20 protein-coding genes are annotated in these 22,049 nt (G+C 45.8%); 17 read left to right on the top strand and 3 right to left on the bottom strand.

All coding sequences use genetic code 11. The annotated features are described in order from the left end of the window. The 5 genes from fliO to flhB are packed head-to-tail and all read left to right on the top strand — an operon-like array spanning window position 1 to window position 3,486. Entirely contained in the window at window positions 1-417 is a 417-nt protein-coding gene (gene fliO, locus NP165_RS08920; protein WP_257083625.1) for a flagellar biosynthetic protein FliO, read from the top strand. Beyond that, the gene (gene fliP, locus NP165_RS08915) at window positions 404-1,273 is read left to right on the top strand and encodes a flagellar type III secretion system pore protein FliP (RefSeq protein ID WP_257083624.1); all 870 of its coding nucleotides are present in this window, start codon (window positions 404-406) and stop codon (window positions 1,271-1,273) included. The genes fliO and fliP overlap by 14 nt, the downstream gene beginning before the upstream one ends. Window positions 1,274-1,285: 12 nt before the next feature. Further along, window positions 1,286-1,555 carry a flagellar biosynthesis protein FliQ gene (fliQ, locus tag NP165_RS08910; RefSeq protein WP_257083623.1) on the top strand — a complete coding sequence of 90 codons (270 nt, stop codon included), beginning with the start codon at window positions 1,286-1,288 and terminating at the stop codon, window positions 1,553-1,555. Window positions 1,556-1,558: 3 nt separating this feature from the next. Continuing rightward, window positions 1,559-2,341, top strand: a complete 783-nt coding sequence (fliR, locus tag NP165_RS08905) for a flagellar biosynthetic protein FliR (RefSeq protein WP_257083622.1) — start codon at window positions 1,559-1,561, stop codon at window positions 2,339-2,341. Window positions 2,342-2,355: 14 nt separating this feature from the next. Further along, on the top strand, window positions 2,356-3,486 hold the full coding sequence (flhB, locus tag NP165_RS08900) for a flagellar biosynthesis protein FlhB (protein WP_257083621.1): 1,131 nt from the start codon (window positions 2,356-2,358) through the stop codon (window positions 3,484-3,486). A 10-nt stretch (window positions 3,487-3,496) separates the two neighbouring features. Here the strand turns inward: flhB and smrB are convergent, their stop codons facing one another. Continuing rightward, window positions 3,497-4,027, bottom strand: a complete 531-nt coding sequence (smrB, locus tag NP165_RS08895) for an endonuclease SmrB (protein WP_257083620.1) — start codon at window positions 4,025-4,027, stop codon at window positions 3,497-3,499. Window positions 4,028-4,090: 63 nt separating this feature from the next. Between smrB and prmB the strand changes: the two genes are divergently transcribed. Next, window positions 4,091-5,023, top strand: coding sequence for a 50S ribosomal protein L3 N(5)-glutamine methyltransferase (gene prmB / locus NP165_RS08890; protein ID WP_257083619.1), 933 nt, complete (start codon window positions 4,091-4,093; stop codon window positions 5,021-5,023). A gap of 186 nt (window positions 5,024-5,209) precedes the next feature. After that, entirely contained in the window at window positions 5,210-6,295 is a 1,086-nt protein-coding gene (gene aroC, locus NP165_RS08885) for a chorismate synthase (RefSeq protein WP_257083618.1), read from the top strand. Between the two features lie 63 nt (window positions 6,296-6,358). Here aroC and NP165_RS08880 read toward each other — a convergent pair whose 3' ends face one another. Next, window positions 6,359-6,982, bottom strand: coding sequence for a trimeric intracellular cation channel family protein (locus tag NP165_RS08880; protein ID WP_257083617.1), 624 nt, complete (start codon window positions 6,980-6,982; stop codon window positions 6,359-6,361). Between the two features lie 222 nt (window positions 6,983-7,204). Here NP165_RS08880 and NP165_RS08875 point away from each other — a divergent pair, with 222 nt between their 5' ends. Together NP165_RS08875 and NP165_RS08870 are read left to right on the top strand one after the other, a co-directional pair. After that, a complete protein-coding gene (locus NP165_RS08875) occupies window positions 7,205-7,735 on the top strand; it encodes an elongation factor P hydroxylase (protein ID WP_257083616.1) in 531 nt (176 codons plus the stop codon). A gap of 84 nt (window positions 7,736-7,819) precedes the next feature. Beyond that, window positions 7,820-8,083 (top strand): YfcL family protein, encoded by a 264-nt coding sequence (locus NP165_RS08870; protein ID WP_257083615.1) that lies wholly within the window; start codon window positions 7,820-7,822, stop codon window positions 8,081-8,083. An 89-nt stretch (window positions 8,084-8,172) separates the two neighbouring features. Here the strand turns inward: NP165_RS08870 and mnmC are convergent, their stop codons facing one another. Then, window positions 8,173-10,191 carry a bifunctional tRNA (5-methylaminomethyl-2-thiouridine)(34)-methyltransferase MnmC2/FAD-dependent 5-carboxymethylaminomethyl-2-thiouridine(34) oxidoreductase MnmC1 gene (gene mnmC, locus NP165_RS08865; protein ID WP_257083614.1) on the bottom strand — a complete coding sequence of 673 codons (2,019 nt, stop codon included), beginning with the start codon at window positions 10,189-10,191 and terminating at the stop codon, window positions 8,173-8,175. Between the two features lie 128 nt (window positions 10,192-10,319). On the opposite strand from mnmC, the gene fabB reads away from it, so the two are divergent. From fabB to NP165_RS08825, 8 genes are all read left to right on the top strand, one after another. Continuing rightward, window positions 10,320-11,531, top strand: a complete 1,212-nt coding sequence (gene fabB, locus NP165_RS08860; RefSeq protein WP_257083613.1) for a beta-ketoacyl-ACP synthase I — start codon at window positions 10,320-10,322, stop codon at window positions 11,529-11,531. Between the two features lie 254 nt (window positions 11,532-11,785). Continuing rightward, window positions 11,786-12,919: a 4-phosphoerythronate dehydrogenase gene (locus tag NP165_RS08855; RefSeq protein WP_257083612.1), complete on the top strand. Its 1,134-nt coding sequence runs from the start codon at window positions 11,786-11,788 to the stop codon at window positions 12,917-12,919. Continuing rightward, window positions 12,916-13,929: an aspartate-semialdehyde dehydrogenase gene (locus NP165_RS08850; protein WP_257083611.1), complete on the top strand. Its 1,014-nt coding sequence runs from the start codon at window positions 12,916-12,918 to the stop codon at window positions 13,927-13,929. Before NP165_RS08855 ends, NP165_RS08850 begins: the two co-directional genes overlap by 4 nt. A gap of 200 nt (window positions 13,930-14,129) precedes the next feature. Next, window positions 14,130-18,137: a FimV/HubP family polar landmark protein gene (locus NP165_RS08845; RefSeq protein WP_257083610.1), complete on the top strand. Its 4,008-nt coding sequence runs from the start codon at window positions 14,130-14,132 to the stop codon at window positions 18,135-18,137. Between the two features lie 88 nt (window positions 18,138-18,225). Then, window positions 18,226-19,020, top strand: coding sequence for a tRNA pseudouridine(38-40) synthase TruA (gene truA, locus NP165_RS08840; protein WP_257083609.1), 795 nt, complete (start codon window positions 18,226-18,228; stop codon window positions 19,018-19,020). A gap of 175 nt (window positions 19,021-19,195) precedes the next feature. Continuing rightward, window positions 19,196-20,122, top strand: coding sequence for an acetyl-CoA carboxylase, carboxyltransferase subunit beta (gene accD, locus NP165_RS08835; protein ID WP_257083608.1), 927 nt, complete (start codon window positions 19,196-19,198; stop codon window positions 20,120-20,122). Window positions 20,123-20,166: 44 nt separating this feature from the next. After that, entirely contained in the window at window positions 20,167-21,432 is a 1,266-nt protein-coding gene (gene folC / locus NP165_RS08830) for a bifunctional tetrahydrofolate synthase/dihydrofolate synthase (RefSeq protein WP_257083607.1), read from the top strand. After that, the gene (locus NP165_RS08825; RefSeq protein WP_257083606.1) at window positions 21,433-21,996 is read left to right on the top strand and encodes an SPOR domain-containing protein; all 564 of its coding nucleotides are present in this window, start codon (window positions 21,433-21,435) and stop codon (window positions 21,994-21,996) included. Window positions 21,997-22,049: the final 53 nt, after the last annotated feature.

The raw sequence follows: 22,049 nt of genomic DNA, 5'->3' as shown, positions 1-22,049 counted from the left end.
ATGGCTCACAACGTTAAGGGGTACTTACTTTACTCATCGGTACTCTTCTCATCTTCGGCGTGGGCCGCCGCGCCCGGTAGCCAACTCGACTGGGCGACCACATTTGGGTCGCTTTTGTTTGTTGTTGCCTTCATCTTGTTTTTGGCTTGGCTACTGAAACGTATGAGATTTCCATCTTTGGTGAATCAGCAAGGGCTAAGTGTGGTTCGCCAGATCCCTGTCGGCACCAAAGAGCGCATCATGATTGTTCAGGCCGGAGAAGAGCAATTTTTGGTCGGTGTGACCTCACAGTCAATCCAATTAATTTCGAAATTGGATAAACCGCTATCTCAGGAGGAGCTGAATAAGTCTTCGTTATCGCAAAGTCCATTTGCTAATCAACTGACTCAGCTGTTAAAAAAGAATGATAAAAATTAGCCATTTAACAGCGATATTATTGACGTTGTGCATCTCTCTTTTTTCTACGTTCAGTATCGCTCAGTCTGAAGGTGACGCACCAGTTGCAGAAAGTGTGTCTGGTTCTGCTACCGTTTCTGCGATGGAGAATGTGCAAGGGGCGGCGAGAACAATATCGACAGGGACAATTACTGGCGGAGGAGGTGGTATTCCGGCGCTGACGATGACCACCAATCCGGATGGCAGTGAAGATTACTCCATAAACTTACAAATTCTCGCTTTAATGACCATGCTGGGTTTCTTACCCGCGATGGTCATTTTAATGACGTCATTTACCCGAATCGTGGTGGTGATGTCGATTTTGCGTCAGGCGATGGGTCTGCAACAAACACCGTCGAACCAAGTCATCATTGGCATTTCAATTTTCCTCACATTTTTCATTATGTCGCCAGTGTTGAACAAAATTAATGATGAAGCGATTCAGCCTTACATTAATGAACAGATCAGTGCGCGAGAGGCCTTTGATTTGGCACAGGCCCCAATGAAAGACTTCATGCTAAAGCAGACTCGCGTTAAGGATCTGGAAACATTCGTTAATATATCGGGTTCGACTGCAACCGCTCCAGAAGATGTTTCAATGGCAGTGCTGATCCCAGCATTTATTACATCAGAGCTAAAAACGGCTTTCCAGATTGGCTTTATGCTGTTCTTGCCTTTTCTGATTATCGACTTGGTGGTTGCCTCAGTTCTGATGGCGATGGGTATGATGATGCTGTCTCCAATGATTGTCTCGCTGCCATTCAAGTTGATGTTGTTTGTGTTGGTCGACGGTTGGAATCTCATATTGTCGACGTTAGCCGGCAGTTTTGCCTTGTAGCGGGAGAAAAACATGACTCCTGAAATATTCGTCGAACTGTTTAGAGATGCCTTGTGGATGGTGTTGATCATGGTGTGTGCCATCATCATTCCAAGCCTTTTAATCGGTTTGATTGTTGCTATTTTTCAAGCGGCAACCTCTATTAACGAACAGACGCTGAGCTTTTTACCCCGTTTGATTGTGACGCTGCTAGCGCTAATGGCGTTTGCGCACTGGATGACGCAAATGATGATGGAGTTCTTTTTCTCAATGATAGAGCGTCTTCCTCAGGTGTTGTATTAGCGTATGGAGTATCCGGCTAACCTCATCCTTGACTGGCTTGCCAATTACTTCTGGCCGTACACCCGAATCGCAGCGATGTTAATGGTTATGTCCGTGACGGGCGCACGTTTTGTCTCTACGCGAGTGCGTCTGTATTTGGGGTTAGCGATCACGTTTGCGGTCATGCCAGTGATACCTGCTGTGCCTGACAGTATTGAACTTCTTTCGTTTGAAGGGTTCATGACTCTGCTTGAACAGATCATTATCGGTGTCGCAATGGGCACTATTACTCAGTTTATGATTCAGACGTTTGTGATTCTTGGTCAAATATTGGGTATGCAATCGAGCTTGGGTTTTGCTTCTATGGTTGACCCGGCGAATGGGCAAAATACACCTTTGCTTGGTCAGTTGTTTATGTTCTTAGCAACGATGTTCTTTTTGGCGACTGACGGACATTTGAAAATGATCATGCTGGTCGTGATGAGCTTTAAGTCGTTACCGATTGGCGCAGGTTCGTTGACGAATGCAGACTTTCAAGAAATTGCACAATGGCTGGGGATTATGTTTAAGGTCGCACTGAGTATGTCACTATCAGGCATCATTGCGCTCTTAACCATAAACCTTTCTTTTGGTGTGATGACACGTGCTGCGCCACAGCTAAATATATTCTCACTCGGTTTCGCTTTTGCTCTTATCGTAGGCTTGTTGTTGTGTTGGTATATTCTGGCTGGTTTGTACAATCACTACGAATTATTCTGGCTACAGGGTGAGCAACAGATCTGTCGCTTTGTACGCATAAACTGTTGAGTTAGGAGACGGAATTGGCAGAATCAGACGGTCAAGAACGCACCGAAGACGCCACGCCCAGGCGCTTGCAACAGGCCAGAGAAAAAGGGCAGGTTGCAAGGTCAAAGGAATTAGCGTCGGTATCCGTACTCGTAGTAGGTTCAGTCGCCTTGATGTGGTTTGGCGAGAGCCTTGCTCGTGCACTCGCAACCGTCATGGAACGCCTGTTTACTCTCTCAAGAGAAGAGATTTTTGATCAAGTTAAGCTCATGGACATTGCGCTTGGCACGCTCACTAATTTGTTTCTCCCCTTGCTGTTTATTCTTGTCACGCTCTTTGTTGCGGCCGTTGCTGGGGCGGCTGGTGTTGGTGGGATAAGTTTTTCCGTTGAAGCGGCTATGCCAAAGCTTTCCAAGATGAACCCGTTAAGCGGTTTAAAGCGGATGGTGGGTATGCAAAGCTGGGTCGAGTTAATCAAGTCGATTTTGAAAGTCACGCTCGTATCTGGTGTTGCTTTCTACCTTATCAATGCCGCGAAGGAAGATTTGTTTCAGTTGAGTATGGATGTGTACCCGCAAAACATATTCCACGCGCTTGATATCTTGCTCAATTTTATTCTTTTGATTAGTTGTTCTCTGTTGATTGTGGTGGCGATCGATATTCCTTTCCAAATTTGGCAACACGCGAATCAGCTCAAAATGACTAAGCAGGAAGTCAAAGACGAATACAAAGAAACAGAAGGTAAGCCAGAAGTAAAAGGTCGAATTCGTATGCTGCAACGTGAAGCGGCCCAACGTCGAATGATGGCCGAGGTCCCACAGGCAGACGTTATCGTCACCAACCCGGAGCACTTCTCTGTCGCACTACGATACAAACAAGACTCAGACCGTGCGCCTATTGTGGTAGCGAAAGGCACCGATCACATGGCTCTGAAAATACGGGAAGTCGCCAGAGAACATGATATCTATGTGATCCCAGCTCCACCGCTGGCTCGAGCGTTATACCACTCCACCGAGTTAGAGCAAGAAATCCCAGATGGACTGTTTACGGCTGTGGCTCAAGTGTTGGCTTATGTATTCCAGCTAAAGCAGTATCGGAAACGTGGCGGACAAAGGCCAAATCTTAAAGCATCAGAATTACCTATACCGCCAGAACTACGTCAATAACGTCTTTTGATTACTTCTCTGGAATAGAGAGCAGAACCAGCAGTGCGCCATCACCACCAAATTCTAGGGGGGCTTGGTGGAACGCCAGGACGTCAGGGTGTTGGGCAAGCCAAAGAGGTGTTTTTTGCTTGAGAATGTGCTTACCGATACCATGTTGTACGCAGGCACAAGCAATCTCATTCTTTATGCAGTACGCGATCATTGCACCGAGCTCTCGCTTCGCTTCCACTTGCGTCATCCCATGCATATCCAGAAATACGTCAGGTACGTAAACACCGCGCCTTAAACGTTTCACTTCGTATTGAGAGACACCATCGCGTGCGTAGCGAGTTGGTCCATCCTCACTTAACAATGGAACGAACTCATCTGAAAAATAAAACTCACTATCGCTCGCTTCGCGTGCAACTCGCTTGATTTCTTTTTGCTTAGTGTTTCTTTTTGGTTGCTGGACTATGGTATCCTGTCGCAACTTTTTTACGCCTTGTACTGCATCCTTGAAAAGGGCGAAATCATCATCGATATCGGTGTTTTTTTTGCTCATCGGGTTTATAAATACGTATATCAAATGTTATTGGCAGTATTGTAGCGCTTTTCGGAGGCAATTTTGGATAAGATTTTTGTAGAAGAAGCGGTATCAGAACTTCACACGCTTCAAGATATGATTCGTTGGACAGTGAGCCGTTTCAACGCCGCGAACCTATTTTATGGTCACGGTACTGATAACGCATGGGATGAAGCCGTACAGCTTATCTTACCTACGCTGTACCTACCAATCGACGTGCCTCCGCATGTTTTGAACTCTCGCCTGACAAGCAGTGAGCGTTTGCGCATTGTTGAGCGTGTAGTAAAACGCATTAATGAGCGTACGCCTACCGCATATCTAACCAACAAAGCGTGGTTCTGTGGTCTGGAGTTTTACGTTGATGAGCGCGTACTTGTGCCGCGTTCTCCAATTGGTGAACTTATTCAGGCTGAGTTCCAACCGTGGTTGGTTGAAGAGCCAACACGCATTATGGACCTATGTACAGGCAGCGGTTGTATTGCGATTGCTTGTGCGCACGCCTTCCCTGATGCAGAAGTGGACGCGATTGATATCTCAACCGACGCGCTTCAGGTTGCAGAACAGAACATCCAAGATCACGGTATGGAGCAGCAAGTGTTCCCGATCCGTTCTGATCTGTTCCGTGACTTACCAAAAGAGAAGTACAATCTGATCGTTTCAAACCCACCGTATGTAGACCAAGAAGATATGGAGAGTCTACCGGATGAGTTTACTCACGAACCAGAACTAGGTTTAGCTGCGGGTACTGACGGGTTGAAACTTGTGCGCCGTATTTTAGCGAATGCGCCAGATTACCTCACTGATAACGGTATTCTTATCTGCGAAGTGGGCAACTCTATGGTTCATATGATGGATCAATACCCACACATTCCGTTTACTTGGATCGAGTTTGAAAACGGCGGCCACGGCGTATTCATGCTGACACGTGAGCAAATGCTTGAGCACGCAGACGAATTCTCTATCTACAAAGACTGATAAAGTCTCGTAAAGCAGAATGAACAACAACGCTAAGTCGCAAGGCTTAGCGTTTTTTTATTCTCAAAGGAAAGCAAAATAGTTCCACTTTAGGGGTTTACATCAAACCGTAATAAAGACACTATGAAATTACGAACAATTGACGTGTAAAGCTCTATTTACGGGCAAACATAACTTGAGGAAGTAATGGCAGGAAACAGTATCGGACAACATTTCCGAGTCACGACATTCGGGGAGAGTCACGGTATCGCACTAGGATGTATCGTCGATGGGTGTCCTCCGGGCTTAGAAATTACAGAAGCGGATATTCAAATTGATCTGGACCGTCGTCGTCCGGGTACTTCTCGTTATACCACTCAGCGTCGTGAACCTGATGAAGTGAAAATTCTTTCTGGCGTATTTGAAGGTAAAACCACAGGTACTTCGATTGGTTTGTTGATTGAAAATACAGACCAGCGCTCAAAAGATTACTCAGAAATCAAAGATAAATTCCGTCCAGGGCACGCTGATTACACTTACCACCAAAAATACGGTATTCGTGATTACCGAGGCGGCGGCCGTTCGTCTGCTCGTGAAACGGCGATGCGTGTGGCGGCAGGTTCGATTGCGAAGAAATACCTTAAGCAGGAGTTTGGCGTAGAAATTCGCGCTTACCTGTCACAAATGGGTGATGTGTCGATCGATAAGGTCGATTGGGACGAAATTGAAAACAATGCGTTCTTCTGCCCAGACGTTGATAAAGTGGACGCGTTTGACCAATTGATCCGCGATCTTAAAAAACAAGGCGATTCTATTGGCGCAAAACTACAAGTTGTTGCGACCAATGTGCCTGTTGGCCTTGGTGAACCTGTTTTTGATCGTTTAGATGCCGATATTGCGCATGCGTTGATGAGCATCAATGCGGTGAAAGGGGTCGAAATCGGTGACGGTTTTGATGTTGTGAGTCAAAAAGGCAGTGAGCACCGTGATACCCTAAGCCCAGATGGCTTTGGCAGTAACCACGCTGGTGGTATTTTAGGTGGTATCTCTACGGGGCAGGACATCGTTGCGAATATCGCGCTTAAGCCGACATCCAGTATTACCGTACCGGGTGAAACCATCACAAAACAAGGCGAGCCAACTCAGTTGATCACCAAAGGACGTCACGATCCATGCGTGGGGATCCGAGCAGTACCGATTGCTGAAGCAATGCTGGCCATTGTATTGATGGATCATCTGTTGCGTCACCGTGGTCAAAACCATGGCGTAGCAACCGAAACGCCGCAGATTTAATTGCACAACAAAAAACGCCAATCGGTTGATTGGCGTTTTTTATGAACTTATCTATTTGGTGACTCAGTGGATTGAGTTTTCCGTTTCCAAATGGAATGACGGTAGTCGCCATTTAAATCGCACTGCGGCCATTCGAAGCATATAGCCGACAACCAATGTACTAATCGTCGCTGTGACATCATTAACACTAAACTCTAGCAATGCCAAGTAAAGCCCGGATGCAATCAAAGCGATAGACGCGTAAAGTTCTTCGTGCAGAACAAGTGGAGTCTGACGACAAATTAAGTCACGCAGTAAGCCACCAAACACGCCCGTCACCAGCGCTGAAACCATACAAATGCCAGGATGCAGCCCCATGCCTAGGGCAACTTTAGTACCGATAATACTAAATACGATCAAGCCAAGCGCATCTAATGTAATGAATAGGCTTCTTAATTTGATCACCCATTTTGCTAACCCCGTGGTCAGTACTCCGGCAACACATGTAATCGCCAAAAATTCAGGATTCTCAACCCAGCCTAATGGGTAATGACCTAACAAAATATCACGCACGGTACCACCGCCGATAGCCGTAGCACTTGCGACTAGCATGACGCCAAACCAGTCCATTTTTCGACGTCCGGCACTTAAAGCTCCTGTCATGGCTTCTGCCGTGATACCAATGATGTACAAAACACTCAGCAGCATAGAAATATCTCTATTTGTGACGCCGATATAAGGCGGGGGTATCATATAAATAAGTTCGTGAGTGTAGTCGGAAATGTGATCTATGACGAATGAGATTTTGTGATGACGAAAACGTTTTACTCATAAATATTTCTAATGTTACGACTAGTGCGTTCAAATTTGCATTCGTCGATGAAAATAGCGAGAATGCCCGCGCAGTATATAAGCTTTCGATAACATATCATGACGCACGCGTACCAAGACCTGATAAAGATTTTTAATGACACCTTCCTTTGCGGCTATAACACTAAGCTGGAATTGGGCGAGGATGAACCTATCTATCTTCCTGCAGATGACACAACGCCATACCACCGAATAGTTTTCGCTCGTGGTTTTTACGCGTCAGCGCTGCATGAGATCGCCCACTGGTGTGTTGCAGGTCCAAAGCGTAGGTTGTTGGAAGATTTTGGCTATTGGTATGAGCCGGATGGTCGCACCGAGCAAGTTCAAGCGGAGTTTGAAAAAGTCGAAATTAGACCGCAGGCGTATGAGTGGATCTTGTCAATGAGTGCGGGTTTCCCGTTTACGGTCAGTTGTGACAACTTAAATGGCGATTTTGAGCCTGACCGTTTGGCCTTTATGGATAAAGTGCATAAAGAGGTCGAGAGTATTTTTCAGCAAGGTCTACCACTGCGCGTAAAATTGCTTTCTGACGCGTTAAGAGATCATTACCAAATCGCCGAACTGAGTTTCGAGCAGTTTGAAGTTAAATGAACCAAGAGTGTTTGCGTTAACAAAAGCAATATGAGAAGCTCGGCTCTGATTTAAAAACGCAAACTGATTTAGGCGAAAGCAACAATGATTATTGAATTTGAAGAGAAGCTACTTGAGCTGATTGATGCACGAATTTCTACTGCATCTGATGATGAACTCTTTGCTGGTGGTTACTTACGTGGTCATATTTCCCTATCAGCTGCGTCATGCGAAGAAGAAGGTCTTAACGATATTGACGAGCTGAAAACTCGCATTCAGTCTAGCCTCGATCAGGCACGCTCTGAGCTTAGCCCTGCAGACCGCACCATTGTGAATGACCTTTGGACTTACCTTGCTAACCAAGCGTAACTCCAACACCCTATAAATATTAAAGAAAACGCCTCCAAACTCGGAGGCGTTTTTTATTGTTTATGTTTACTGTTTCTTTGCTTTGTCGCTTACAGCTCAGTAATAGCCTTGCCTTTACGTAGCTTACGCACCCACATTCGGCTTGGATGAAGCTGTTCCAGAACATCAACTGGCAGCGGTAGCGGGTCGCCACAGATTTGTGACGCCAACGTTTCGGCCAATAGAGGTGAAGAACTCAAACCTCGAGATCCTAAGCCAAGCATGCAGAACAGATTTGGATAGTGCGGTACTTGTACAGCGTCTTGCTCTTTGGTCTTTTGCAAGTCTTGGTATGCTTGTTTTGTCTCTTCCAGATCCCCAACATTGCCAACGAAAGGCAAGTGATCTCGGCTCACGCAGCGGATGCCTTGACGAGATTGATTCCCTGACGTGTCGACTTGCTCCGGCCAAGCTTGGTTTGGGACGCATTTGCGAAGTTTGTCGCCATTGTCTTGTTGAGCCGCTGGGTCAAATTCGTAATCGAGATGGCTGCGGTCATAACTTGCACCAATACAGTGCTGGCCGTTGTTTGGATTCATCGGCGTCATGTAACCATCGTAACAAAGTACGGTTTTGAGCTGGCTAAGTGTATCGGTTGTCGGGATATGGCTGACCTGGCCTTTCACTTGACCTAATGGAATATCTGCGGCTTGGGCGATGTCGCCAAACTGATGGCCATTAGCGATAACGACGGTATCGTGGACAAAGTGTTGCTCACCAATTGTTACCGTCCATTGCTGTTTCTCTTCATCCCATTGCAGCAGCTCAACTTGGCTATTGAATTTCGCAGTGAACAACGGACTTTGTTCCAGTGATGCGATCAGTCCCTGTGTCAGCTGAGCAGGACACAACCAACCGCCTAAAGGGTAGTGGACGCTCGCTTGGTCAATAGGTAAGCCAATTTTTTGACTGGTTTCTTCAACGCTCAGTTTAGTGACCAGCTCGTCGGCAAAGTTACCTTCAAGCATCTTTTCTAACTTGGCTTGCGACTTGTCATCCCACATAAGCTGGGTTACGCCGCACCAATCATGGTCAAACTCGATAGACTCAGCTGCCTGCTCAACGAACTGGCGAGCAAACAAAAATGCTGGGGCAAAAACACGAGATACATTGCTGTGCGAGCCGTTAAGCAGGGGATACACCGCGCCTTGGCGATTACCTGATGCGCCTTGTGCAGCTTGTTCGTCTTGGCAATATAAGGTTACCTGTTTTCCGCGACGTACAAGAGTTTTCGCCAATGTTGCGCTGGCAATGCCGCCACCCACAATGGCGATAGATTCTGTTGAAGCGCTGCCTGTACGCGCAAACCAAGGCTTAAAGTTCCCTTGAGCGTGACGCTCTTTCAAGGCGCCCGCGATCATGTCACGTTTGGTACCAAAGCCTTTGACCTTTTTCATCTCGAATCCGGCTTCAATCAAACCGCGACGCACAAACCCTGCTGCGGTAAACGTCGCGCACGTGCAGTCAACCTTGGCCAGTTTTGCCATACCGTTAAACAGCTCTTGGTTCCACATTTCAGGGTTTTTGCTTGGTGCGAATCCATCAAGGAACCAAGCATCAATGATACCTTGCTCAGCCACTGGCACTTTCGGCATGCAATCTTTGATGTCACCAAACCAAAGATCCAGCGTCACCGCGCCATCTTCCAACACAATTCGATGACATTCAGGTACAGCGATAGGGTAGTGCTGCTGCAGTTTTTGCGCGTACTCAGCCAGTTCTGGCCATGCTTGATGCGCTTTAATTAAGTCTTCTTTACTCAGTGGGTATTTTTCAAAGCTGACGAAATGCAGTTCTTTTAACGCGGCGTCAGGGTTTTCTTGTCTAAACTGATTGAACCATTGCCAAACCGCGAGAAAGTTTAATCCAGTACCAAAGCCAGTTTCTCCAATAACAAAACGGCGGTCGTCATAATCTTGCCATCTCTGTGGGAGATGATTTTGGCCAAGAAAGACATAACGCGTTTCTTCTAAGCCGTTTACGTTTGAGAAATAGACGTCATCAAACTGATCAGAAACGGGTGTTCCGGCGTCATTCCAGCCAAGTTGTGCATTGGTAATCGAAGTCATAATGTCAGAATTTGTGTGATTAGAGCGATAAACTGGGAGTGATTGTACGGATTTATGGGAAAGCTGACCACTTTTGTGCGGTAACTTAGTTATTATCTAGCGGAACTTAGAATTATAGGAATGTCATAATGAAACGTGTCGTAATCACCGGTATGGGTATTGTTTCAAGTATCGGTAACAACGTCGAAGAAGTTTTAGCGTCTCTAAAAGAAGGTAAATCTGGTATTACTGCTTCTGAGCAGTTTAAAGAGAAAGGTCTTCGTTCTCAGGTTTGGGGTGATCTAAAAATCAACCCAGCAGAACACATTGACCGTAAACAGATGCGCTTTATGGGTGATGCGGCGGCGTATGCATACCTATCTATGGAACAAGCCATTGCAGACGCTGGCTTAACTGAAGAGCAAGTGTCTAACGATCGTACAGGTATCGTAGCAGGTTCAGGTGGTGCTTCGGCGCTAAACCAAACTGTTGCAACTGACACTATGCGTGAGAAAGGCGTAAAACGCGTGGGCCCTTACATGGTTCCTCGTACTATGTCTTCAACGGTTTCTGCTTGTTTGGCAACACCATTTAAAATCCGTGGCGTGAACTACTCAATGAGCTCTGCATGTGCAACGTCTGCACACTGTATTGGTCACGCAATGGAACTTATCCAACTGGGTAAACAAGACATCGTATTTGCTGGTGGTGGTGAAGAGCTAGATTGGTCTCAAACAATGATGTTTGATGCGATGGGCGCACTATCAACCAAATACAACGACACACCAGAAAAAGCATCACGTACTTACGATGCAGACCGTGACGGTTTCGTTATCTCTGGCGGTGGCGGCATGATGGTTGTTGAAGAGCTTGAGCACGCATTGGCTCGTGGCGCGAAAATCTACGGTGAGATCGTAGGCTACGGCGCGACATCTGACGGCTACGACATGGTAGCACCATCTGGTGAAGGTGCGGTTCGTTGTATGAAGATGGCGATGCAAGACGTTGACAGCATCGATTACGTAAATACTCACGGTACATCAACGCCGGTTGGTGACGTGAAAGAGCTAGGTGCCATTCAACAGCTATTTGGCGAAAACAGCCCAGCAATTTCTGCAACGAAAGCGATGACTGGTCACGCTCTAGGTGCAGCTGGCGTTCACGAAGCAATCTACTCAACGCTGATGCTAGACAACGGCTTCATTGCACCAAGCATTAATATCGAGAATCTGGACGAAGCAGCGAAAGGTCTGGATATCGTGACTGAAAAGCGTGATGCAGAATTGAACACTGTTATGTCAAACAGCTTTGGTTTTGGTGGCACTAACGCAACGCTAGTCATCAAAAAGTATCAAGGTTAATTGAATTTGCCGAGATCAAACTTGGCTAAATAATTTCCAGAGCGGACTAACTCAAAGTAGATTAGTCGCACAGACGCAGAGTCTGACCCATGGAGAGCGGGTTAGAATCCTTAAGTTCTGGAACTTTGCCCGGCTATATGCCGGGCATTTTTCTTTGCGAGCTGTGTTTGTCTCGACAGGCTCTCTACTTTTCTGCACAATCGCTTTTATTCTCAATTTCATAAGAAACGACAGGTAAGTCTTACATTCACGCCATGAAAATCCTAATCGACGAAAATATGCCTTATGCCGAACAATTATTTAGCCAACTTGGTGACGTTGTTCTTAAATCGGGTCGCACGCTGACTGCTGACGACTTAGTTGATGTTGATGCCTTGATGATTCGCTCCGTCACTAAAGTCAACGCAGAACTGATTGCTAATGCGAACAAATTGAAATTTGTCGGTACGGCAACTGCGGGAATGGACCACGTAGACCAAGCGCTTTTGAAAGAAAAAGGCATCTTCTTTACCGCCGCTCCGGGTTGTAACAAGGTCGGTGTTGCAGAATACGCGTTCAGTGTAATGATGGTACTTGCTCAACAGCATGGCTTTTCCGTGTTTGACAAGACCGTCGGCATTATCGGTGCAGGCCAAGTGGGGAGTTATCTGCAACAGTGTCTGGAAGGCATCGGTATTAAGGTGTTGATTAATGATCCACCTAAACAAGAACAAGGTGATAGCCGTCATTTTACACCGCTTGATACCTTGGTGGAGCAAGCCGATATTATTACGCTCCACACACCGATCACTCGCGATGGAGAGCATCCAACGCACCACTTGTTTAATGAAGAGCGTCTAAACAATCTTCGTGGTGATCAAATACTGATCAACGCTGCACGCGGCCCTATCGTCGATAACGCGGCACTGAAAGCAAGGTTGATGAAAAATGACGGCTTTACCGCAGCGTTAGACGTATTTGAATTTGAGCCAGAGGTTGATATGGAGCTTCTGCCTCTGCTAGCATTCGCCACCCCTCATGTTGCGGGCTACGGCCTTGAAGGGAAAGCTCGTGGTACAACGATGATTTTCAATAGTTACTGTGAGTTCTTAAATAACAAATTAAATGCGCATGCCAGTGAGCTACTCCCGACAGCACCCGTACCTAAGTTGGTGCTTGACAGAGAGTGGGATGAAGCGACACTGCACAATATCACGCAGCTCATCTATGATGTGCGTAGAGATGACGCATTGTTCCGCCGTGAAATCAGTAAGCCAGGTTCCTTTGACCTGATGCGTAAAAACTACTGGGATCGCCGCGAGTATAGTGCTGTCACGCTAGTAGGGGACGAGTCTTGTAATCTCTCGCCACTGGCAAAATTAGGTTTTCAGGTTGAGGTAAGTCAATGAGCCAACAATTTAACGTTGCCGTTTTAGGTGCGACCGGTGCGGTCGGTGAAACTATTTTGGAAGTTCTTCAAGAACGTAAATTCCCTGTGGGTAATCTGTACCTGCTGGCGAGTGAGCGTAGTGAAGGTAAAACTTATCGCTTCAACGGTAAAACAGTAAAAGTTGAAAACGTAGAAAACTTCGATTGGTCTCAAGTGCATATCGCCCTGTTTTCTGCTGGTGGTGATCTCTCTGAGAAGTGGGCACCAATTGCAGCTGAATCAGGTGTGGTCGTTATCGACAACACTTCGCACTTCCGTTACGACTATGACATTCCATTGGTTGTGCCAGAAGTGAACCCCGAAGCGATTGCGGAATTCCGCAACCGCAATATTATTGCTAACCCAAACTGTTCAACGATTCAGATGTTGGTGGCGTTAAAACCTATCCACGATGCTGTGGGTATTGAGCGTATTAACGTGTCAACTTACCAGTCTGTATCAGGTGCAGGTAAATCAGGTATTGATGAGCTTGCGGGTCAAACGGCGAAACTTCTTAATGGTCTACCAGCCGAAACGAACGAGTTTTCTCAGCAGATCGCGTTCAACTGTATTCCACAAATCGATAAATTTATGGAAAACGGTTACACCAAAGAAGAAATGAAGATGGTTTGGGAAACACAAAAAATCTTCAATGATCCGTCAATCACAGTGAACCCGACTTGTGTTCGCGTCCCTGTTTTTTATGGTCACGCCGAAGCAGTTCACGTAGAAACCCGCGCGCCGATTGATGCTCAGGAAGTGACGCATCTTTTAGAGCAAACAGAAGGTGTGGAAGTGTTCCATGGTGAAGACTTCCCAACACAAGTTCGCGATGCAGGTGGAAAAGATACAGTAATGGTTGGCCGAATCCGAAACGACATTAGCCACCACAGCGGTATTAACCTGTGGGTAGTTGCCGATAACGTACGCAAAGGCGCGGCAACCAATGCGGTACAAATTGCCGAAGTTTTGATCCGCGATTACTACTAATCGTTTATTGATACCGATATCAAAGCCTCACCAACGTGTGAGGCTTTTTTAATCGAAGATAAAAATTGATGACGAGATTCATGCGATTATGGCGTGAGCCACACATTTTTTAGCTCTATGCCTATAGCTTTGGTCTCTATATCCGATATATTTAGCAGTTAACAGAATTTCATTTAATTGAGCACAAAGCTGAGCCTCATATGCGACGACTTTTACAGCGTCTACTGTTGCCACTCGCAATGGTTGCCGTGACTCAAACATCATTTGTAAGCGCAGAAAGCATTCGACTGAAAGGACCTAATGGTGAAATTCAGAATGCTCCTCAATACGCCGAACCCATACTGAACTCTTTGCAAAATTCAGAGCCTTCTCGATTTTATGGGCCAACGTTGGAAAATGAGACGTTGTGGAGTATTGCGTCAAAATTACGACCATCAAACACGGTTACCGTGCAACAGACGTTGTATGCGATTTACCAACTCAATCCACAGGCGTTTGACAACCAAAATATCCACGAGCTAAACCCAAGAAGCACGATTCGAGTTCCTTCTTTGAATCAAGTCAGTAGTGTGTCTAACCAAGAAGCGGTTCGCATACTGAACGCACATCAAGCTCGGTTACAACAAAGTAGTGCTACTTCGGCGAAGGTGGCGTCAGCTAGTTCTCAGCCAAAATCTCAAACTACTCCTTCAGCACAAAAGGTTTCAGCGCCTGCTGTGACACCAACTGAGCCTGCAAAACCTGAAGTTTCTGCTGTAGAAGGCAAAGCCGATCTGGTTCAAATCGCGAAAGAACAAAAAAGCGCGCAAGAATCAACGTTGAAGAACCAATTGGCCTCATCTGAAAGCGAACTGGTTGCACTGGAAGAGAAAAACCACAAACTTCGTCTGATGCTGGCGCAAGTGCAAAATGAAGTAGAAGTGCTTAAAAACGAATTAGGTGATGAAAACCGCATTCGTAACGAGGTTGAGAAATTACTAGAAGCAGAGCGTTTACGTTTAGCTGAAGAGCAAAAAAGTGCACCTAGTACAATGGAATCGCTGTTTTCTAACACTTGGCTGGTTGCTGCTTTGGCTATCATTCCAGGTTTGTTGATTGGCCTTCTCACTGTCATGCTGCTGGGCCGACGTAAGCAGAATGAAGAACAAACAGAGCAAGCCCAAACACAACCTGAACTAGAGCCTCAGGTCGCAGCTCCAATTGCCGCTACTGCATTAAACAATAATCTGGATGATGAGTTAGATTTAGATGATGACCTGTTTGGCGACTCAATGGAGTTGGAGTCATCAAATACAGATGAGCAAGCAATCGAGCTGGATGGGACTGAAGACGAAGATATCTTTGCGGGCCTTGATGACGATCTGGACTTCAATCTTGAAAACGAAAATGGGGAAGACCCGTTCGCAGGTATTGGAGAGAATGGAGATCTCGATTTAGAAGAGTCGCTAACTGACCTTGATTTAAGTACTAGTGATATCAGCGTAAATGGTAAAGAGAAAGCGCTCGGCATAGAGGAAATGGAGCGTGCTCTGGATGAAGCGACTCTTGATGAACAAAGTGGTGAAGAAGAGTTTGAATTATCAGATGAAGGAATGATTTCACAAGATGATTTAGATTCACTGTTTAATTCAGAAATCGAGCACCAAGAACAAGAAAGCGAGCCGCTACAGCAAGCCATGCTTGATGAGCTGTTTAACGACGTAGGCCGCGATGCGAATGATAAGCCAGACACCCAAGCCTCCCTTGGTGCTTTTGACGAAGATGAATTTGATCTGAGTGATGATAGCGATAACTCTCTGAATGAGCCTAAGATCGCTTCAGACGAAGATATTGAAGACATATTTGCGCAAATAGAGGCGCAAGCGGATCTTGATGCATTAGAAGTCAGTGCCACCGACGAAACTGCATTATTAGATGAGCTGTTGGAAGATAACGCGTTTGAGCTTGATGAAAATAGTACTGATTTGCTGGATGAGTTTGTTGACGATAGTGAGCCTGAGTTGGCAGGCGTCTCAACGGAAGAAGCTGAGAGTAGCCTGTTTGATGAGTTAATTGGTGTTGAGAATGAACCTAAGTCAGCACTAGATGATTCGGAAAACTCAGAAGAAGCGACGCATCTAGACCCTATGTTTGATATGGATGCTGAGCTTGAGGATCTCCTTGGTAGCGACACTCAAGAAAACGCTATTCCCTTTGAAAGCTCTGAGCTTTTGGATGAACTGATTGATGCACCAGATGCTCAGACTGAAAGCGAAGACTTTGGCGATGAAGGAACAGATCTATTCGAAGAACTTCTCGAAATAGAAAAACAGAACCTTGAAGCGCCAATTAGTGAAGAAATACCTGAGCATGAGTTAAAGTTTGATGAAGGCCAGCAGGAGTCATCCGAAGGATTCTCAAGTGAAGAATTTATTGATGACATGCTGAGTACAGCGCCTCAGGCGGATGCGTTGCTAGATGAGTTACATTTAGGTGATGACGAGTCAGTCGAAAACGAGATAGAGCCAGTCAACTTAGACAGTGATATCTCTGAGACTGAGGAATCAGCCATTCTAGATGAGGAAGATGACTGGCTGAGCAGCGCTATTGAGGAAGTGGAAAATCCTCAAACGGAAGAGACTTTAGATATCGAAGATGAACCTTCAGTATCAGAACATACTTCTTCGTTAGAGGAACTAGATGATAGAGAACCTGAGTTTCTTGCTCCTCAAGAACAAGAAGAGGAAACGGACGAAGACGATTGGCTAACATCGGCGATCGAAGAGGTTGAACAGGGTGAAGTAGTTGAAGATGAGTTCACGCCTGAACTGTCAGACATTGAGCCAGCCTCAGAAAATGTTGAATCTGACGAGCCGCAAGAAATCGTTCACGAAGATATTGCCCTAGGAGATATCGCTCAGGAAAATATCGCAGAGCAACCGCTTGAAACAACGGAAAGTCAGGCTGAAGACTTTGAGCAACCAGCTCAGATGCCATCTCCAGAAGCAATACCCAATGAGTTCGGTATTCCGCAAGATGACGATTGGTTACTTGAGGATTCCACTGATACATCCAATATGGCCTCGCAGCCAGAGCCAGAGCCAGAGCCAGAGCCAGAAGCGGACTCTGCACCTGTAAACGAGGAAGTCACTGAACCTGAAGAGTCGTTCAACTTTGATGACTTAGAGCTTCCGGAGTACAGTGAAGAAGACGCGATTGCGGACATGGCGTCGGAGCCTGAGCCAGAAGCGGACTCGGCACCTGTAAACGCGGAAGTCACTGAACCTGAAGAGTCGTTCAACTTTGATGACTTAGAACTACCGGAGTACAGTGAAGAAGACGCGATTGCGGATATGGCCTTGGAGCCTGATCTAGAGTCGGAATCAGCACCTGTAAACATGGAAGTATCTGAGTCTGAAGAGTCGTTTAGTTTCGATGACTCAGAGCTGCCAGAGTACAGTGAGCAAGACGCTTTTGCTGACTTATTTAGTACCAATAGCCTTGAAGCGGATTCGACAGAGACAAAGCAGAACCTTGATAATCTTGTAGACGATTTTTCTGTAAGCGCAGAGCCTACAAACGATAATGAAGCGGATTATCATCATGCGGAGTTCGATCAAAAGGCATTCGATGAACTGCTTTCTGATCAACCGGACAATGAAACACCGAATTTCGCGTTTGATAAACCAGTAGACGAAACTGTGTCAGACAGCGCAGGGTTGGATATTGAAGCGATGCTCGAAATGGGAGGGGAAGATTGGAATGGTTTTGCTCTTTCTCCTGAGCAACAAGCGCAGATCAGTGATGATATTCCCGAAGAAGAACAAGTAATCTGGTCAGAAGGAAACCCGCCGGCAGAGGCAAAGGTTTCGGATGAAAACTGGGAAGATCAAAAGGATATCGAAGATTTTAATCCTAGAGAACATCAGTATCGCACTATCGATGAGCTAATGGCAGAAGTGGACGCTGAAGGAGAACAGGAAGTGGACGACACACTTCAGCTTGATGTTGGCCTGAGTGATTTCCCCGACGTTATTGGAAGTATCAGCAGTTACGAAGACAGCGATGCGAATGCCGAAGCTGCGGGTAAACTTGATCTAGCGAAAATCTACATGGAAATGAATGATGCTATGGGGGCGAGAAAATTACTCGAAGAGGCGATAGTGGATGGTAGCGACGACATTCGTCGAGAAGCTAAGAGCCTAATCGATAGCATAGGTCAAAGTTAGAAAAGAATGATAGGGGGCTGATGAGCCCCTTATTTTTTAACTTAAAAATGTTTATACTTCGTGCCCCATTTTCTAAGAGAAATCCAAGATGAGAATTGCTTTAGGTATTGAGTACAATGGCACTCATTACTTTGGTTGGCAGCGTCAAAAAGAAGTAAAAAGTGTACAAGAAAAGCTGGAACGAGCTTTAAGTATCGTCGCTAATCACCCAGTTGAAGTTCAATGCGCTGGGCGCACGGATGCTGGCGTTCACGGTACTGGCCAAGTTGTACATTTTGATACAACGGCAAGTCGTAAAATGGTCGCTTGGACAATGGGAGTGAACGCAAATCTACCTAATGATATTGCTGTTCGCTGGGCAAAAGAGGTTCCTGAAGAGTTTCATGCGCGTTTTTCGGCAACAGCACGTCGTTACCGCTACATCATTTTTAACAGCGCGTTGAGACCAGGGATTTTATCTTCTGGGGTGAGCCATTATCATGGTGAACTCGATGAAGAGAAAATGCATCGCGCGGGCCAATTTTTGTTGGGTGAAAATGATTTTACCTCTTTTCGAGCTGTACACTGTCAATCGCGAAGTCCTTGGCGAAATATCATGCACCTGAATGTCACACGTCATGGGCAATATGTTGTTATCGATATTAAAGCCAATGCGTTTGTTCACCATATGGTACGAAACATCACGGGTAGCTTGATTTGTGTGGGGCGCGGTGATCAGGAACCTGAGTGGATTCAGTGGCTTCTGGAAGAGAAGAATCGTAGACTGGCAGGTGCAACGGCAAAAGCGGAAGGTCTATACTTGGTAGACGTTGATTATCCGGATGCATTCGAATTGCCAAGAGTGCCGATTGGCCCACTGTTTTTGCCAGATAATTTGAACTAAATTGTGTAAAATTGTCTACATTATCATCTTTTTAGTGTGTGAGAGATAAGCTCAAAAATAGGTACAACCAGTTTTTTATCTACAGCTGGCATTTAATATGCTTTAATCCTCACGCGTAAATTCAGAATTTGTTTCTCGTGCTTTTGGCATGGGATTAATAGAGAAAAGGTCTTCCATGAGTTGGCTTGAAAAGATTTTAGAAAAAAGCAACATCGTAAGTGCACGTAAAGCGTCCATTCCTGAAGGTGTATGGACTAAATGTACATCTTGTGAACAGGTGCTTTACCACGCTGAACTAGAGCGTAACCTAGAAGTATGTCCAAAATGTGATCATCACATGCGTATGAAGGCTCGCCGCCGTCTGGAAACTTTCCTTGATGAAGGCAACCGCGTAGAGCTTGCTAATGAGCTGGAGCCGCAGGACAAACTGAAATTTAAAGACTCTAAGCGATACAAAGATCGTATTTCTGCGGCTCAAAAGAGCAGCGGTGAGAAAGATGCGCTTATTGTTATGCAAGGTGAATTGTTAGGTCTTCCTATTGTTGCATGTGCATTTGAATTCTCGTTTATGGGTGGTTCAATGGGCTCTGTAGTAGGTGCTCGATTCGTTCGTGCTGTTGAAGCGGCCATCGAGAACAACTGTGGCCTAGTTTGCTTTTCTGCAAGTGGCGGTGCGCGTATGCAAGAAGCACTGATGTCTCTAATGCAAATGGCAAAAACCAGTGCGGCACTTGAGCGTCTGTCTGAAAAAGGCCTACCGTTTATCTCAGTAATGACTGACCCAACAATGGGTGGTGTTTCTGCGAGTTTAGCAATGCTGGGTGACATCAATATCGGCGAACCTAAAGCACTGATTGGTTTTGCTGGTCGTCGTGTTATTGAGCAAACAGTACGTGAAGATCTTCCAGAAGGTTTCCAGCGTAGTGAGTTCCTACTGGATCACGGTGCAATCGACATGATTGTTGATCGTCGCGAAATGCGTCAACGTATTGGTAGCTTAATCGCTAAAATGACCGCTCAACCTTCACCATTAGTCGTTTCTGTGGACGAATCTCCAAATGAGGAGACTTATGATGTACCAGAAGCGGACGAAAAAGGGTAAAGTAACACACTAACAAACAACCGCAATTATCTGGTTTAAGTTAGATGAATCAAACCCAAATTCCACAAGCCACATCACCACTAGCGATGTGGCTTGATTATTTATCAAATATCCACACATCAGCCATCGACCTAGGCTTAGATAGAGTTCAGGCTGTGGCACAATCTGCCAATCTCACCAAACCTGCTCCTACAGTAATTACTGTTGCTGGTACCAATGGTAAAGGCTCTACCTGCGCAATGATGGAAGCCATCTTGCTCGACGCCGGTTACTCTGTCGGTGTTTACAGTTCTCCTCATTTAATTCGTTATAACGAACGCGTGCGCGTAAATGGTTGCGATCTAGAAGACGAAAAACATGCTCAAGCTTTTGACTTTGTTGAAAAGCAGCGTGGCGAAATCAGCCTGAGCTTTTTCGAATTTGGAACGTTAGCCGCGTTACGACTTTTCCAAACTGAAAAAGTTGACATTGTCCTGCTTGAAGTGGGTCTAGGCGGTCGTTTAGATGCTACTAATGTCGTTGATCACGATGTGTCTGTCATTACCAGCCTCGCAATCGATCATGTTGACTGGCTTGGTGATGACATTAATGTAATTGGATTTGAAAAAGCTGGGATTTATCGAAGTGGTAAGCCAGCCATTTGCGGTCAGCCTAAAGCGCCAGCAACGGTTGCCGCTCACGCGGACGATATAGGCGCAGAGCTATATCAAGTTGATATTCAGTATACATATAAGCAAACGTCAGAGCAGAAGTGGACATGGATGCATGGTTCATACTCGCTGGAAGATTTGCCTGTACCTGGGCTACCACTACAAAATGCGGCGACGGCTTTAATGGCGTTAGCGACATCAAATCTCGATGTCACAGACATTAATATTGTTAACGGCCTAACTCATGCGAAATTGCCCGGTCGTATGCAGATCATTGGTGAGAACCCGACCATTTTGCTGGATGTGGCTCATAACCCTCATTCTGCAGAGTATTTGGTTGAAAGGGTTGCAAAGGTATATGAAGGGAAATCGATTCATACCGTTGTTGCTATGTTGCATGACAAAGACATTAAGCAGACCCTTTCAACGCTGTCTCAAATCGCTTCAAACTGGTATCCAGCATCACTTTCTGGCCCACGTGCTGCGACTGCAGATGAGCTTTGCCAGTACTTACCTGAAAGCAATGAGAAATATGCATCACCAGTCGAGGCTTTTAAAGCTGCAATGACACAAGCAGAGAAAGATGATGTCATTCTCGTTGTGGGTTCTTTCCATACGGTTGGGGAGATACTGGAGTACTGGCAGGGCGAAGGAGTATAAATGGCAAGTAAATTTCAGAACCGATTAGTAGGTACGATCGTTTTAGTTGCAGTTGGTGTGATTGTTTTGCCAGACGTTCTTGATGGCAAGAAAACGCACTATAAAGAAGAGATAGCCAGTATACCAATCAAGCCTGAAACTGGGAATGAACTGGAGAGCTTTGAGGTGCTTGACCCTGTCGACGATGGTGCAAGCTTGCCTGACTCTCCAGTGGAAGTGGTGATAGAGGATGTTCCAGAACCGCGACCAGAACAACCACCAGAGATTGAACAACCCGAGCCGTTACCTGTTGTTGTTAAAGAGGTAACGGAACGCAATGATTATCAAGACAGTGCTTGGATTATTCAGCTAATGGCGTTGAAGAACTCGGACAATGCGAAAAAGCTTGTCACGGATCTGCAAAAGCGCGGTTACCAAGCGCATACGAAACCGGAAAATGGTTTCACTCGCGTGATTATTGGCCCTGATGTTTCCAAGAGTAAATTGGAGCAGCAAGTTATTGAACTTGAAAAAATTACTGGCTCGAAAGGTCAGTTGCTCAAATTTAAACCGCTAAATCCATAAGAAAACGTTTGCGTCAGCGTTTTTTCTGTTAAAATGCGCGCAACTTAAGATGT

Origin of the sequence: Vibrio japonicus (assembly GCF_024582835.1) — a bacterium.
In the GTDB taxonomy this organism is placed as follows: Bacteria; Pseudomonadota; Gammaproteobacteria; order Enterobacterales; family Vibrionaceae; genus Vibrio; species Vibrio japonicus.
The sequence above is the reverse complement of the archived record's forward strand: the minus strand, read 5'-3'. Positions and strand labels throughout refer to the sequence as shown.